Genomic DNA, 14861 nt, shown 5'->3' with positions numbered 1-14861 from the left:
ACGAGAGGACGGCCAGTAGCGGCTTATACTGGGCGAGGATTGCCGACCCCGGTCGGGTAGGCGACAAACACGCTCGTGGCGTACGGAACGAACGCGACCAGGAGTAAGAACATAAGATTGAGCCAGACCACGCTTCGGTCGTGGCCCTCAACGTAGACGAACACGCGCCGATGTAATGTCCAGTAGAGGCCGATCACCAGAAAGCTCAGCACGTACCCGACGAACTCGGGCCATTGCTCAGCGGTGAGGTCAGGCACGACCGCAGTCGTGCTTCCGGCAGGAACCGTCGGAACGCTGATTTCCAGCACCAACAGTGTGATAGCAATTGCGATGACGCCGTCGCTGAGCGCAATCAGTCGGTCTGTTTCCTCGGACTCGCGGCGGAACGGAAGTGCCATACGTGATATAGACTGTTGATTGTCAATCCATTATTGCGTCTCTACCGAGTATTTCTGGCGGACCTGAAACTCACACCGCTGAACAGCAGCTGCCAATCTCGTTCGATGAACGGGACGCGCACGTTCCGTACTTTTCAACTTGAGTCGTTCCTACCACATTCCTAATCAGAAACAAATCCCCAGACCTATCTAACGACTCGCTCGTGGGCGATCGCGCTAATGAATCTATTCTCTGTATTCAGCACTGTACTGGCCAGCTGTGCCGGTTGCTCGGCCCTCTCCTCTCAGCCAGTCATGCTCGGCCTTGTCGTGTTCAACCACACTGACAGCCTGTACACCGTCCAGTTCGACCTGTTTCGGACCGACGGGGAAGTCGTCTCAACCGGAGGGGTCGGCTAATCCGAAAGCAAGGGTGTACAGCGAACGGATAGACATCGGGCCACGGGAGGACGGTGTGAACAGGCCGTCAATGACACGACGGGAAGACGTTGCCGAGACCAGACAGTACGTCGTCCGGTATGAAGTGTGGAAGAACAACAGCACTCCAACCGACGAGGGCCACGTCCACTTCTTTCCGACGGGTGACGACGGCTCCCAGATCGTCGAGAAGGACGTCTTTGGCAGCAGTCAGTGTCACTTATCTTTATCCTCCTTCTCGTAGTCTTTCTCGTCTTTTTCAGGTTCGTCTTCTTTCGGCTCCTTTTCAGGCTCTTTCTCCGGTTCGTCTTCTTCAGGCTTCTCTTCGTCTGGTTCGACGCCCTTCTCGTCCGGGTGGGCGTCCTCCGTGAGGAGTATCTCGAACGGTTCATCGGCGGGTGCATTCTCCGGCTCGAGGTAGCCAATCGCGAACGCGGAGTAGACGGTTCCTCCGGTGAGGGAAACGTCAATTTCGAAGACACTGGTCTCCCGGTCACCCGCGGGATAGATGACGAGCGTATACTCGCCTTCCGGGACTTCGGTGTAGCCGGATTCACCGAACGCGACGTTCTCGAACAGCGCGTCCCCTGTTTCACCGGCAACGACGTCCACCGCAGGCGCATCGGGTGATGCGTGGAGGACGCGAACCCGAGCGGTACCCGGACCGACTGGGCTGTTGTCGTCGTCGAGGAACAGCGCCTCGAGGGGCTGGTTTTCGGCGGCCACTTCGCCGATCACTGCGAGGAGACCGTCGAGGGTGGAGTCCACGTCGCCGGCCTCGACGGTCTCCTCGAGCACTGCTTCGGCCGGGTCTTCACCGGCGGGAACGACCTGGACCGTGTACGTGCCAGGCGGGAGGTCGCGGTAGTCGGTGACCGTCCCGTACGGGATGCCCTCGCGGACCCGCTCTCCGTCAACGTAGATGTCGATGTTGGGTGCATCGGGTGAGAGGTGTGCAACTCGAGTCTGGAAGTTGGTATCGGTTGGCTGGTCGTTCGTTTCGTGGTCACTCGAGGCGGCCGTGGTACTTCCGACGCCACTAACTACCACGAGGCCGCCGCCGATTTGTATAATTCGCCGTCGGCTCACGCCATTTTCAGTCATTAGATTGTCATGAACGGCGATATCGCTAATAGTGCTACCACTTGCAGGCGCAGGCCGATGCAGTTCCGAGCCTCGATATCCAACGCGTTGGGCTTTCCGAGCGAACCACCCGATGTGGGAGAGTCCTCGTCGGCCTGAGGAGATTGCCGACGCCCTCGAGGTCCTCCTCGCGGATCTGGGCTAGGGACTCGAGGACATCTGGCTAGTGACCCTAATTAACCACGACGGGACCACGTCGGCGGGACCGGAGCGGTCCGTGCACGTGCCGATCTGAACGTCACCGCCCATCCGGAAGAGACTGCGTTTCCCACGGGTGAACGTGAGCCGAGAACGGCGATCCACTCTCGCCTTCTAAACAAGGCCGAAGGCGCGAATGCAGCACGAACTCAGGTCCGTGATCGCTCACCACAGGTACAAATAGGATATTGATAATTCAGATACAGTCATCAAACTAACACCATCATCACGCAATGATATTGTTCGAGAGTATCGTCACTGGATTATATGGAATGATGGAGTGCGAACGTGTGAGTCGGTCCCAACTACTGCTGTGGGCCACTCAGAGAGGCATGAGCCATGAGCAACGAACCACACCACAAGACGGCAAAATCGAACTTCAGACCGCTGCGGGCAACGCGCCGAAATGCACTTCGCGGGGCGGGCCTCGCCGGACTGCTCGCGCTGGGTGGTGGCAGTGCCACTGCCAGCCAAAACCCCTCGGAGACGGACACCCAGGGGGCTGAAACCGAGACGTCAGCGGATGACGAGCCACTCCCAGTGACGTGGGAGAACTTCCTCCGCGCCCAGGCGGATGACTACTTCGAATCACATGTCGAAATCGGTGGGTTCGGCGAGTTCAAGCACTACCGAGATATCCCTCCCATCGAGGAGCAGGTCAACCAACCCAAGGCACCGAATCACGAGGTGCTTTACTCGTGGGGAATATTCGACCTGGCCGAGCCGGTGACCATCACGAAACCGGACACCGGTGACCGGTACCAGTCGATAGTTCTTACCAACCAAGACCAATACGTGAAAGGGGTTCTCTCCGATCCCGGCGAGTACACGTTGACACAGGATGAGATCGGAACGCAGTACGTCAGCGCCCTCATGCGCACGTTTGTCGACCTGAACGATCCGGCCGATGTGAACGAAGCTCATAGACTACAGGATGAAACGACGATACGTCAACAATCGTCTGGAACGTTCGAGATTCCCAACTGGGATCGAGAATCGTTGGAAGAAATTCAGGAGGCGCTCATCACGGTCGGAGAGACGATGGACGACTTAGGAGGCGTCTATGGCGACGTCGACGAGGTCGACCCCGTCAAGTTTTACCTCGGTACTGCAGCGTTCGGCCCGGGTGGACTTCCTGAATCAGAGTCGTTACTTGTAATGCGGTACCCCGAACAAAACGACGGCGAAACACCATACACACTCACCGTCGAGGAGCCGGACACCGTCCCCGTCGACGCATTCTGGTCGGTCACCGTCTACAACAGCGACTGGTTGCTCGAGGAGAACGAGTACGATGCGTACTCGATCAACGACGTGACCGCAGAGAGGGCCGACGACGGGAGTGTCACGGTGCACCTCGGCGGTGACCCCGATCAACCGAACTTCCTCTACACCCCGGAGGGCTGGCGCTATATCGTTCGGCTCTACCGACCACGTGAGGAGGTTCTCGACGGGAGCTATCAGTTCCCCGAAGCCGAGCCGCTCGAGTGAAATCACAAGCGACGGGAATTACCGCACCCACAAGGAGAACTATAGTGTCAGAGAAGAACCTGAAAGAGCGAATCGGCCGACGGTTTTCGTCTACTCTCCCGATACTGGAGTGGCTTCCGCGGTACGACGCGTCGTGGCTCCGTTTGGACGTCGTCGCGGGAATCACCGTCGCGGCGGCGGTCATTCCCGAAGGTTTAGCGTACGCATCGCTTGCAAACTTGCCGCCAGAGACTGGCTTGTACGCCGGGTTACTGGCTGCAATCGCGTACCTCTTTCTTGGCACCTCTCGGCAAGTCATGGTGGGACCCACCTCGGCGCTGGCGATTCTGCTCGCGAGCGGTGTCGGAGCAGTCGCTGGCGGAAACAGCGCCTCGTACGCGTCGCTCGTCGTCGTGACGACGATCCTCGTCGGTGTCTTCGCGGTCGTTGCGTGGGCGTTTCGGTTGGGGTTTCTCGTCCACTTTATCTCAGGGTCGGTACTGACGGGGTTTTCCGCCGGGGCGGCGCTATACATAATGTCTACCCAACTAAACAAACTGTTCGGCATTGAGAGTGGCGCGTCGGGCGGCTTCTTCGGGGAAACGTTCTTTGGACGAGTGTGGTACGCCGGAACCCATCTCGCTGAGACGAACCCCGAGACGCTGGCCGTTGGTGTCGCCGGAATCGGGTTGCTCGTGCTCGGAGAACGTTACTTCCCGCGTGTGCCGAGTGCAATCATCGTCGTAGCCCTCTCGATCGTGCTACTGTCGGTCACGAATCTACAGGCACGCGGCGTCGCGATCGTTGGATCGATTCCGAGCGGTCTCCCGTCGCTGACGGTACCGACCGTTCCCAGTATCTCGACGCTGGGTTCCCTCGTCCCCGTCGCCGCGGCGTTGTTTCTTCTTTCGTACGTCGAAGGCATCAGCGCCGTCGAGACGTTCGCCAGACGCCATGACTACCGAACCGATGCGAATCAGGAACTGTTGGCTGATGGCGGTGCCAACCTCGCTGCTGGCTTCGGTGGCGGATTTGTCGTCGGTGGGAGTATGTCTCGGTCAGCGCTCAATGACGCCGTCGGCAGCAAGACACAACTCACGAACGCCGTTGTCGCTCTCGTTCTCGTCGTCGTCTTGCTCTTTCTCACCGAGATGTTTACCAATCTCCCAGAAACGATTCTCGCAGCAATCGTTATCGTCGCCGTTACGGGCCTTATCGATACGAACGCACTCCGCCAACTGTACCACGTGAGCAAGAGCGAATTTGCCATCGCGATGTCGGCCTTACTCGGGGTACTCACAGTCGGGATGCTCTGGGGCGTCTTCGTCGGCGTCGCCCTCTCGTTGCTGATCGCGATTTCTCGGGTCAGCCGTCCAGTGACACATGAACTCGGTCAAATCGACGGGAGGGGACACTTCGTCGCTCACGACTTGTATCCTGCGGCAACGACTATCACCGATGTATTCGTCTACCGCGTCGAAGCCGAGTTGTTCTACGCGAACGCAGATACGGTTCAGACCGACCTCCTCAACCGGATCGAAAAACGTGATTCCGATGTCGAATTAGTCGTGTTCGACCTCACATCGTCATCAACAGTCGATTTCGGGGCCGCACAGATGCTGGAGAAACTCGAGGAAAAACTCGACTCACGCGGAATCGATCTCCGTTTTGCGGGGGCGGAGTCCGAGGTTGTACAGATGTTCGAAACGACGGGACTTGCGGCGAACGTCGGCGGCATGAAGCCCGAGGAATCAATCGATGACGTCATCGACCGCTGGAGAACGGAGTGATCATCCTCGTAGACGGATCTATCTTCATCAGCGGTTTCTCGAACCTCGCTGAGCCGACCGAAAGAACGACGGTTCGCATCCCGGGTGTTCGGTCTGATATTTTCGGTTAGTCCTCTACGGCTGCTTCAGAAGTGTCACGTGTCGAATCCTGGGGCGATTCGGTGCGGTCGGCTCCGTCGTCGGTTTCCGGTATCTGCCGTGGCAAGAACGTCGATGCGATAAGCAGGAGCAGTACGACCAGTACGAGCAGGAGCAGCGTCGCCTGCTGGGCGTCGAACATCGCAGCCTCGAAGCTCCCCTCGAGCAACTGTCGTTGCGTCGGAGTGAGTCGGTTCAGGAACTGTTGCTGCGTGGCTTCGGTCGCCGTCTCTGCTGCATCTTCGAGCGCGATCACCAGATCATTTCGTTGCTCCGTTGAAACGGTCACGTATTCTGCTCGGAGCACTCTATCGACTACACCACCGTAGAACTGGCCGAGAAAATACGAGCCGACAACTGCAGTCCCCATGGCGAATCCGATCGAACTGCTTACGTTCAGGACACCAGATGCCTCAGGGGAGTTCGCGGTCGGGACAGCCGACATCGTCATATTAGAGATCTGTGCCACTATGAGTCCGACACCGGCTCCGTAGAGTGCCACCGGAATGAGCATCCTGCTGATCGTCTGACCGGGACCCGTCTGCTCGTACAATAACACCAGTCCAGCGCCCATACACACGATGCCGACCTGGACGAGCGTCTTCGGTGAGATGTACTTCCGCCAACTGATCGTAAACGTCGCAAAAATGATCGACGCGATGGAATACGGTAACAACGCGAGCCCGGTTTCGAAGGCGGTGTATCCGAGTACCGCCTGGAGATAGACCGGGAAGATAAACATGAACCCGGCCGAGACTATCGAGCGAATATTGTACGTTACAACGCCAGCTAAAAAAGGACGGTTCGTCAGCACATGCAGCGGAACGAGCGGTGATTTCCCAGCGCGTTCCATTCGACGTTCGTACTGAACGAACGCGGCGAACGCGAGCAGTCCGACTCCGAGGAACCAGATCGCCGGCGGCGTCCCGAACGGATTGAACTGCATCTCGCCGACGACGAACGGCCGCCGTTCTACCAACCAGCCGTACTTCCCGCTGAGAAGGAATCCAGTGACGAGTGACGTCGCACCGACGATGGACAGTGACGTCCCGCCTTTATCCAGCGTACTGCGCGTTTCTGACAGCGGGTTCGGAATCACGTACTGTACGAAGAAGAGAATAATTCCCACACCGAGGATTTGGAGCGAAAATCCCCAGCGCCAACTTGCGTACGTAGTTAGTGCCCCACCGATAATCGGACCAAGAGTCGATCCAATCCCGTGCACGCCAGCTAGCAGGCCAAACGCCTTCGCCCGGTCATCGTCTTCATAACTGACTGTCAATACAGTGAACGTCAGTGGAAATATCACAGCGGCCGCGGAACCCTGGACGAGTGACCAGCCGAGATAGAGGATCGTCGTGTTCCAGCTAATCGCCGCTACCAGCGTTCCGCCGGCGTAGACGGTCAGTGCAACTGCCATTACACGCCGAGGACTACGCCGAGTCGGCAGCGTACCGGCTGGCAAAATCAGCGCAGCGATCACCAGCGAGTAGAGCGAAACGGCCCCCTGAATCACGGTGACTGAGGTATCGAACTCATCAACCATCGTGGGGATCGCCACGTTCATCAGGGAAGCGTTGACAACCACGAGGAACGTCGTCAGACTCACGGCGATTGCCGGTGCCCAGTATTCTACCCCGTTCCAAAACCTATCAGAGAGTGAAATTTTCCCATTTGAAGGCGCCCCATCTGGGGTCATAGCGTAGCCTCACGCGTTTGACCGTCAAATAACAGGGACGTGGCCAGTTACGTCGACTCAGCAGAGAGTGACGAGACAGGTATACGCTTACAGCCATCAAATTCGAGATAACGCTTGCCTTTACTATCAGAACACTACCTTTCGGCCCGCGGCGATGATCTCTGTGGACGATATCAGCACTGCATTCACTATCAGCTATGGTGAGTGTTCTTCCCAGCGTGCAGCATACACAGCGCGAGTACAACACGAACTGAAGTCCGTCATCGCTCGCTACACGTACAGATAGCCGATCAAGAATTTAGTGCCGTCTATCACTATCATCATGTCACGAGTTTCTTCTCGAGTATCGTCACTGTATTATATGGAATCCTGAAGTGCGAGTGTGTGAGTCGGTCGCAACTGCTGCTGTGGACCACTCAGAGAGGCATGAGTCATGAGCGAAGAGCCATACCACGCGACGTCAGAATCGGACTTTGAACCGCTGCGGGCGACACGCCGAAACGCACTTCGTGGGGCGGGCCTCGCCGGAATGCTCGCGATGGGCGGCGCCAGTGCCCGCCAAGACTCCGGTGTGCGACTTCACTGGCACCGCCGTGATCTTCGTGTGACCGACAACCCGGCGCTGGCGGGCGACGACCGCCTCCTCCCAGTGTTCGTCCACGATCCCGCGATACTCGCCTACGGCGCGCCGCCCGTGGTATCGTTCCTGCTCGGTGCGCTGGACTCGTTGCGCGAGCAGTACCGCGAGCGCGGCGGCGAACTGCTCCTCGCCCGCGGCGACCCGAGGACGGTACTTCCCGACCTCGCTGAGGCCTGCGACGCCGATGCGGTCACCTGGAACCGCGACTACTCCGGACTGGCGGGCGAACGCGACCGTGCGGTCGCGGCGGCGCTCGCCGACGCTGGCGTCAGCGTCGACGTCGAGCGGTTCGGCGGCACCCTCCTCCACAAACCGGAGACCATCACGACGGCCGACGGGAGCCACCACTCTGTCTTCTCGGACTTCTGGCGGGAGTGGCGCGACCGGGAGAAGGCCGCCCCCGTCGCCGCGCCGGTTCGCGGTGACGTCGTCGACCCACGCGACAGCCTCGACGAGGAGTGGCTCGGCGAGGCCTCCGAGACCGCCGGCACGCTACCGTCACTCGCCGAGCTGGGCTTCGACGATCCCGAAGCCGACGTGCAGCCAGCGGGCACCGACGCCGCCCACGACCTACTCGCCGACTTCCGCGAGGACACTATCTACCGCTACGGGGACGACCGCGAGTACCCCGCCCGAGAGTCGACCTCGCGCCTCTCGCCGCACCTGAAGTTCGGGACAGTCGGCGTCCGAACGGTCTGGAAAGCAACTGAAGACGCGGCGGCCGCCGCCAGCGACGGAGACGCCCGAGAGTCGGTCGAGGCGTTCCGGCGACGGCTCGCCTGGCGGGAGTTCTACGCGCACGTCCTGGACGCGCGTCCCGACGTCGTTACCGAGAACTACCGCGAGTACCCGAACGAAATCCAGTGGCGCGACGATCCCGAGGGTCTCCGGGCGTGGAAGGACGGCGAGACGGGCTATCCGCTCGTCGACGCCGGGATGCGGCAGTTGCGCGCCGAGGCGTGGGTTCACAACCGCGTCCGGATGGTGGCCGCCTCGTTCCTCACGAAGGACCTGCTGATTGACTGGCGCGAGGGGTACGACTGGTACCGCCGAAAGCTCGTGGACCACGACACCGCCCACGCCGCCGGCGGCTGGCAGTGGGCCGCCTCGACGGGAGCGAACGCCCAGCCGTACGTCCGCTTCTTCGACCCCGTAACCCAGTCGGAGGAGTACGATCCGGACGGCGAGTACGTCAGGGAACACGTCCCCGAACTCCGGGACGCGCCGACCGACGCCATCCACGAGTGGCCCACGCTGGACGACGAGAAACGAGCCGCCATCGCGCCCGATTACCCCGCCCCCATCGTCGACTACGGCGAACACCACGAGCGCGCAATCGAGGCGTTCGAAGCCGCGCGCGGCGACGACTGACGGGGCACGCGAGAAGCGGCACCGTCGAGGGCGAGGACACGGTGCGGCTGCTTTTCGTGGGGCAGAGATACCGAACCGACGAAACACCACCGTCAGGCCGAACACAACAGGTACAGATGGTCGATCAGGAACTCGGAGATAGTCATCGAACGGCCACCATCATCGCGTCGCGAAATTATTCTCGAGGGTCGTCGGCGAATTATGTGGAACGCTGGAGTACGAGCGTGTGAGTTGGTCCCAACCGCTGCTGTGGGCCACTCGGAGCGACATGAGCTATGAGCAACGAGACAAATCACACGACGCCAGAATCTAATTCCGAACTCCTGCGGGCAACGCGCCGAACCGCACTTCGCGGGGCGGGCCTCGCCGGACTGCTCGCACTGGGCGGTGGCAGCGCCACTGCCAGCCAAAACTCTTCGGAAGGGAACACCCAGGGGACTGAAAATGAGATGGCAGCGCCCGACGAGTCAGTCCCAGTGACCTGGGAGAATTTTCCCCGGTCACAGATCCATCTAATGATGGAGAACATCGTCGAACGAGGCGGGTTCGGCGAATTCCACCATTTCCGAACGGTAGTCGGGCCTGACGTGCGGATCGCAGCCTTGCCCAATCGCGACACGATCTATTCGATCGGCGTCTTCGACCTGTCCGAGCCGGTCACCATTACCAAACCGGACGCCGGTGACCGCCACCAGTCGATGGTCGTCATGGACGAGGACGCGTACGTGAAAGAGGCGTATCAGGATCCCGGCGAGTACACATTGACCCGGGACGGGGTCGGGACGCGGTACGTGTGGGTCATCGTCCGCACGTTCGTCGACCCGAACGATCCGGACGACGTAGAGACCGTCTATGGACTACAGGACGAACTCGCAGTGAGCCAAGACTCGGTCGGTACGTTCGATATTCCCGATTGGGACCGCCAGACACATCAAGAACTCTTCGACGCGCTCGTCACAGTCATGAAAACGATGGACGACTTCAGCGGTGCTTATGGCGACGTCGACGAGATCGACCCCGTCAAGTACTATCTTGCCACTGTGACACCGGGCGGCGTTCCGGAGCCAGAAACGATCTATCTGCAACGAGTCCCAGAACAGAACGACGGTAACACGCCACACACGTTCACTGTCCAGGACGTCCCCGTCGACGGATTCTGGTCGGTCACCGTCTACAACAGCGACGGGTTTCTCGAGGAGAACGAGTACGACGCGTACTCGTTCAACAACGTAACTGCAGAGTCAGCCGATGACGGCACTATCACGATCCATTTCGGCGGTGACCCCGATCAACCGAACTTCCTCTACACCCCAGCGGAGTGGTTCTACCTGGTTCGGCTCTACGGGCCCCGCGAGGAGATTCTCGACGGGAGCTATCAGTTCCCCGAGGCCGAGCCGATCGAGTGAGAAGGACGCGAATATCACTATTCTGACGAGCACGTCGGTGTGTCCCGACCGTCGTTTGTTTTCCCCTCGTACTGGCAGTCGTGACGAACTCACGCTCAGAGTCGATCACATCGTTTCTGATGAGATCCAGGTAGTTCACTGGGTGCTGGACTCATCGCGAGTGCAACACGAACTGAGGTCTGTGGTCGATTACCCCACGTCCAGATAGTTGATCGAGAGTTCAAAGATGAGTAGTCATGTATCACTATTGTCATCACATGGACGTATTCTCGAGTGGCGTCGATGTTTTATATGAAATGCTGGTGTGCGATTGTCTGAGTCGGCCCCAACCGCTGCTGTGGGCCACCCGGAGAGGTACGAGTCATGAGCAACGAAACAGATCACACGACGTCAGATTCCAGTTCCGAACTGCTGTGGGCGACGCGCCGAAATGCACTTCGCGGGGCGGGCCTCGCCGGACTGCTCGCACTGGGCAGTGGCAGCGCCACTGCCGGCCAACATGCCTCGGAGGCGAACACCCAGGGGGCTGAAAACGAGACGGCAGCAGACGGCGAGTCGGTCCCAGTGACGTGGGAGAACTACCCGCGCGCCAACTGTCATGTCGTGTTCCAGTCAACCGTCGACGCGGGCGGGTTCGGACAATTCTACCATCGCAGAGATGTCTCCCCCATCGAGGATCAGGTCTATGTCGGGGAGGACCGGGACGTGCTCGGCTCGTTCGGGGTCTTCGATCTAACCGAGCCGGTCACCATCACGCTCCCAGACAGCGGTGACCGATACCGGTCGATGAACGTCCAGAACGAGAACCAATACGTGAAGATGTTCGCCACCGACCCCGGCGAGTACACGATAACCCAGGACCTCGTCGGCACCCGGTATGCTGGCGTCGTGATTCGCGCGTTCGTCGACCCGACCGATCCAGACGATCTAGACCAAGTCCGGCAACTCCAGGACGAGACCGAGGCGGAGCAATCGTCGGCTGGCTCGTTCGAGATCCCTAACTGGGATCAGCAATCATACGAACAACTCAACGACGCGCTCGTACCGGTCGGACTCACAGTTGACGACTACTCGGGCGCGTATGGCGACGTCGATGAGGTCGACCCCGTGAAGCATTTCATCGCCAGTACGGCAGGGTGGACCGGTGTTCCGGAGCCGTCGGAAGCGTTGGCTCTTCAACGGACTCCCGCCCAGAATGACGGCACGACGCCACACACACTCACCGTCGAGGACGTCCCCGTCGACGGGTTCTGGTCGGTCAGCGTCTACAACAGCGACTTCTACTTCGAGGAGAACGAGTACGATGCCTATACTGTGAGTAACGCGACCGCAGAGCCAGCCGACGACGGCAGTGTCACGATCCATTTCGGTGGTGACCCCGACCAGCCGAACTTCCTCTATACACCAGAGGGATGGACCTACACGGTTCGGCTCTACCAGCCGCGCGAGGAGATTCTCGACGGGAGCTACCAGTTCCCCGAGGCCGAGCCGGTCGAGTGACAATGCCCCAAATCCCCGTCTTAGCGACTCTGAAGGTCGAAACGTGCAATATCGACTGGTGGCTCGACACCCGTTTGTGCCCGCGTCGCGCTGAACGCACCTTCTCTATACAGTGCGGCGTGTCTCTCCGTTTCAAACGAGTCAACAGCGCTAATCCGGGCCACCTGTCCGTTCGATCCGGAGAACGCCCGAAGGACCGTGGTGATTCCGAACGATGCTCGAACCGAACCCGGTAATACTCGATAGCCGTCGGTTGTCGCTGAGTCTGCGGATATTTGTGACTGGGCGTGGGAGCACGTCGCATGTCGGGCGCATGGATCGGGAACTACCCGTGGAGCCGTAGCTCGTTGAGTGCATGGTGCGCGGATAGCCGTACTTCCTCTCTTGGAGGTCGATAACCGGTGTCCATTCACGTCAGCCTCGACGCCGTCGCCCTCATTGCGGCCATCGTCGGCCTCGGTGTGACGGCGCAGTTTCTCGCCGCGAAGTACCGGGTGCCAAGCGTGTTGTTTCTAATTCTCATGGGCGTCGCCATCGGTCCCGAGGGTCTCGGGTTGATAACGCCCGCCGTCGTCGGCGACGCGCTCTCGACCATCGTCGGCGTGAGCGTCGCCATCATCATCTTTGAAGGCACGTTTCGCCTCGAGTACGAGGCCATTTGGAAGACGTCGAAGGCGGTCAGCCGGATGATCACGGTCGGAGCGGTCATCGCGTTCGTCGGGACGGCGCTGACCGTGCGCCTGCTACTGGGAGCGAGTTGGGATATCGCGTTTCTCATCGGCGCGCTGCTGGTCGCCACCGGGCCGACGGTCATCGCGCCGATTCTCGCGGTGGTCCCCGTTCGCGAGGAGGTCGCCACGACGCTCGAAGTCGAAGGGATCGTCAACGACGTCACGGCCGCGGTGCTGGCTGTCGTCCTCTTCAAAGCCATGACGGCCCGGCAGCTCGCACCGGGCGGGTACGTGTGGCTCTTCGTCCAGCGTCTCGCGCTGGGAGTGGTCGTCGGGTTCGTGGTCGCCGGGGTCGTCTGGTACCTCCTCGCGCAGGTCGAACAGCCATCCGAGACCGCGCCGCAGACGGCCCGACTGGTCGCGCTGGCCGGTGCCGTTATCGCGTTCGCCGCCGCCGATTCGGTGTTCTCGGAGGCGGGGATCGTGGCCGCCGCCACTTCGGGATTCATCCTCGGGAGCCTCGAACTTCCCCATCAGGAGGCGATCCGACAGTTTATGCGGGACGTGACATTGCTGGTTCTCGCGTTCGTCTTCATCACGCTGGCGGCGTTGCTCGAGTTCGCGGAACTCCTCGCGCTGGGCGTCGCCGGGCTCGCGGTCGTCGCGGTTCTGATGGTCGTGATCCGCCCACTTGCTGTCTTCGTCTCGACGGTCGGGGTCGGCTTCACGCCGAGCGAACGGCTGTTCGTGAGTTTCGTCGGTCCGCGGGGAATTATTCCAGCATCGGTCGCGACGCTGTTCGCCGTCCGGCTGCTGACGGAGGCGCCCCCGTCGGATCCGTCGGGGGCGCATTTGCTGCTCGGCACTGTCTTTCTCGTCATTCTCGTCACGGTCGTCGTCGAAGCGGGCTTCGCGAGACAGATCGCCGGTGTGCTTGGGGTAACCGAGGCGGAGTATTGAGTGCTGAACTCGATCCGTAATTTGCGAGTGTTTCGTAGAGAATCACAGTGTGACACGGTGAGTCCCTGCTGTTTCGGCCGATTCGAAACGAGAAGAGACGTGATAGGTGGTAAAAGCTCACGTTCGTCCGTCGAACGGCTCGACCTTTACGACGTGATCGCCCGAATTTGGGGATTCAAACTTCTCCGTTAGGCATATTTGGCCCTGTTGAAATCCTCTCTGACTGATGGTTTAGAGAGGCCATGCTGAATACAAGGCGCGTATCTTGCAGGTTCATAGAAACCAACGTTGTGTGCGAAACACCCACATTGACAGGTGACGTATGGAGAGCCGAGGAACTGAAATGATTGTCTACGTAGACCAATCAGCGGTGCACGACGGGAAGCTGGACGAACTCAAGGGAGCGATAACTGATCTGGTGGAGTTCGTTGACGCCAACGAACCCGACATCCTGTCGTATGACGTTTACTTCAGTGAGGACGGCACCCGAATGACCGTCGTGCACACACACGCCGATTCGGCATCATTAGCGTATCACATGGAGGTTGCGGGGCCCAAGTTCCCTCCAATCGGCGAGTTCATTGATCTCGAAGCCATCGACGTGTATGGACGACCCAGTGCGGAACTCGTCCACCAACTTGAGAAGAAAGCCTCGACACTGGGACACGGACGCGTGTCGATCCACGACCGCCACGACGGAATTGATCGAGTCCCTGCTGAGTAATCCGTGTGCTGAACCCATCCTCCTATGAAAATCCCGCACCGAGCTATACCACACCACTCCTATGAAAATCCCGCACCGAGCTATACCACACCACTCCTATGAAAATCCCGCACCGAGCTATACCACACCACTCCTATGAAAATCCCGCACCGAGCTATACCACACCACTCCTATGAAAATCCCGCACCGAGCTATACCACACCACTCCTATGAAAATCCCGCACCGAGCTATACCACACCACTCCTATGAAAATCCCGCACCGAGCTATACCACACCACTGACAATAGTTGTTCGGGTGAGCCGCCTGGCTCACCCGAACGCAGCTGCGGAATCAC

Annotated in this window: 11 protein-coding genes; 8 read left to right on the top strand and 3 right to left on the bottom strand. The window is 59.7% G+C overall.

Going from position 1 to position 14861, the window contains the following annotated elements:
* Positions 1 to 23: 23 nt before the first annotated feature.
* A complete protein-coding gene (locus tag BW940_RS14350; protein ID WP_076609907.1) occupies positions 24 to 398 on the bottom strand; it encodes a TMEM175 family protein in 375 nt (124 codons plus the stop codon).
* A 469-nt stretch (positions 399 to 867) separates the two neighbouring features.
* Between BW940_RS14350 and BW940_RS21095 the strand changes: the two genes are divergently transcribed.
* Complete coding sequence (locus tag BW940_RS21095; RefSeq protein ID WP_143823906.1) at positions 868 to 1059, top strand: hypothetical protein; 192 nt, start codon at positions 868 to 870, stop codon at positions 1057 to 1059.
* Here BW940_RS21095 and BW940_RS14345 read toward each other — a convergent pair.
* The gene (locus BW940_RS14345) at positions 1032 to 1919 is read right to left on the bottom strand and encodes a DUF4397 domain-containing protein (RefSeq protein WP_076609906.1); all 888 of its coding nucleotides are present in this window, start codon (positions 1917 to 1919) and stop codon (positions 1032 to 1034) included. The two genes, BW940_RS21095 and BW940_RS14345, sit on opposite strands and share 28 nt — an antisense overlap.
* Positions 1920 to 2495: 576 nt before the next feature.
* On the opposite strand from BW940_RS14345, the gene BW940_RS14340 reads away from it, so the two are divergent.
* Both BW940_RS14340 and BW940_RS14335 read left to right on the top strand, forming a co-directional pair.
* Positions 2496 to 3647, top strand: coding sequence for a DUF1214 domain-containing protein (locus BW940_RS14340; RefSeq protein ID WP_076609905.1), 1152 nt, complete (start codon positions 2496 to 2498; stop codon positions 3645 to 3647).
* A 44-nt stretch (positions 3648 to 3691) separates the two neighbouring features.
* Entirely contained in the window at positions 3692 to 5416 is a 1725-nt protein-coding gene (locus tag BW940_RS14335) for a SulP family inorganic anion transporter (RefSeq protein ID WP_084776773.1), read from the top strand.
* A 106-nt stretch (positions 5417 to 5522) separates the two neighbouring features.
* On the opposite strand, the gene BW940_RS14330 is transcribed toward BW940_RS14335, so the two are convergent.
* On the bottom strand, positions 5523 to 7163 hold the full coding sequence (locus tag BW940_RS14330; protein ID WP_076609904.1) for an MFS transporter: 1641 nt from the start codon (positions 7161 to 7163) through the stop codon (positions 5523 to 5525).
* A gap of 661 nt (positions 7164 to 7824) precedes the next feature.
* Here BW940_RS14330 and BW940_RS14325 point away from each other — a divergent pair.
* From BW940_RS14325 to BW940_RS14305, 5 genes are all read left to right on the top strand, one after another.
* The gene (locus tag BW940_RS14325) at positions 7825 to 9264 is read left to right on the top strand and encodes a cryptochrome/photolyase family protein (RefSeq protein WP_076610025.1); all 1440 of its coding nucleotides are present in this window, start codon (positions 7825 to 7827) and stop codon (positions 9262 to 9264) included.
* Positions 9265 to 9539: 275 nt separating this feature from the next.
* Positions 9540 to 10670, top strand: coding sequence for a DUF1214 domain-containing protein (locus BW940_RS14320; protein ID WP_235847813.1), 1131 nt, complete (start codon positions 9540 to 9542; stop codon positions 10668 to 10670).
* 363 nt (positions 10671 to 11033) lie between these two features.
* A complete protein-coding gene (locus BW940_RS14315) occupies positions 11034 to 12170 on the top strand; it encodes a DUF1214 domain-containing protein (protein ID WP_084776772.1) in 1137 nt (378 codons plus the stop codon).
* Positions 12171 to 12571: 401 nt separating this feature from the next.
* Entirely contained in the window at positions 12572 to 13801 is a 1230-nt protein-coding gene (locus BW940_RS14310) for a cation:proton antiporter (protein ID WP_076609903.1), read from the top strand.
* 343 nt (positions 13802 to 14144) lie between these two features.
* Positions 14145 to 14525 (top strand): putative quinol monooxygenase, encoded by a 381-nt coding sequence (locus tag BW940_RS14305; RefSeq protein ID WP_076610022.1) that lies wholly within the window; start codon positions 14145 to 14147, stop codon positions 14523 to 14525.
* The last annotated feature ends 336 nt before the right edge of the window (positions 14526 to 14861 follow it).

It is taken from the genome of Natronorubrum thiooxidans (assembly GCF_900156475.1).
GTDB classification, from domain to species: Archaea; Halobacteriota; Halobacteria; order Halobacteriales; family Natrialbaceae; genus Natronorubrum; species Natronorubrum thiooxidans.
Note: the sequence above shows the minus strand (reverse complement) of the source record. Positions and strands in the feature narration are given on the sequence as shown.

Excerpts from the sequence above, each read along its gene's own strand:
- BW940_RS14320 (WP_235847813.1), top strand. The coding sequence starts at position 9,540 with ATGAGCAACGAGACAAATCACACGACGCCAGAATCTAATTCCGAACTC.
- BW940_RS14315 (WP_084776772.1), top strand. The coding sequence starts at position 11,034 with ATGAGCAACGAAACAGATCACACGACGTCAGATTCCAGTTCCGAACTG.
- BW940_RS14305 (WP_076610022.1), top strand. The coding sequence starts at position 14,145 with ATGATTGTCTACGTAGACCAATCAGCGGTGCACGACGGGAAGCTGGAC.
- BW940_RS21095 (WP_143823906.1), top strand. The coding sequence starts at position 868 with ATGACACGACGGGAAGACGTTGCCGAGACCAGACAGTACGTCGTCCGG.
- BW940_RS14350 (WP_076609907.1), bottom strand. The coding sequence starts at position 398 with ATGGCACTTCCGTTCCGCCGCGAGTCCGAGGAAACAGACCGACTGATT.
- BW940_RS14345 (WP_076609906.1), bottom strand. The coding sequence starts at position 1,919 with ATGACTGAAAATGGCGTGAGCCGACGGCGAATTATACAAATCGGCGGC.
- BW940_RS14340 (WP_076609905.1), top strand. The coding sequence starts at position 2,496 with ATGAGCAACGAACCACACCACAAGACGGCAAAATCGAACTTCAGACCG.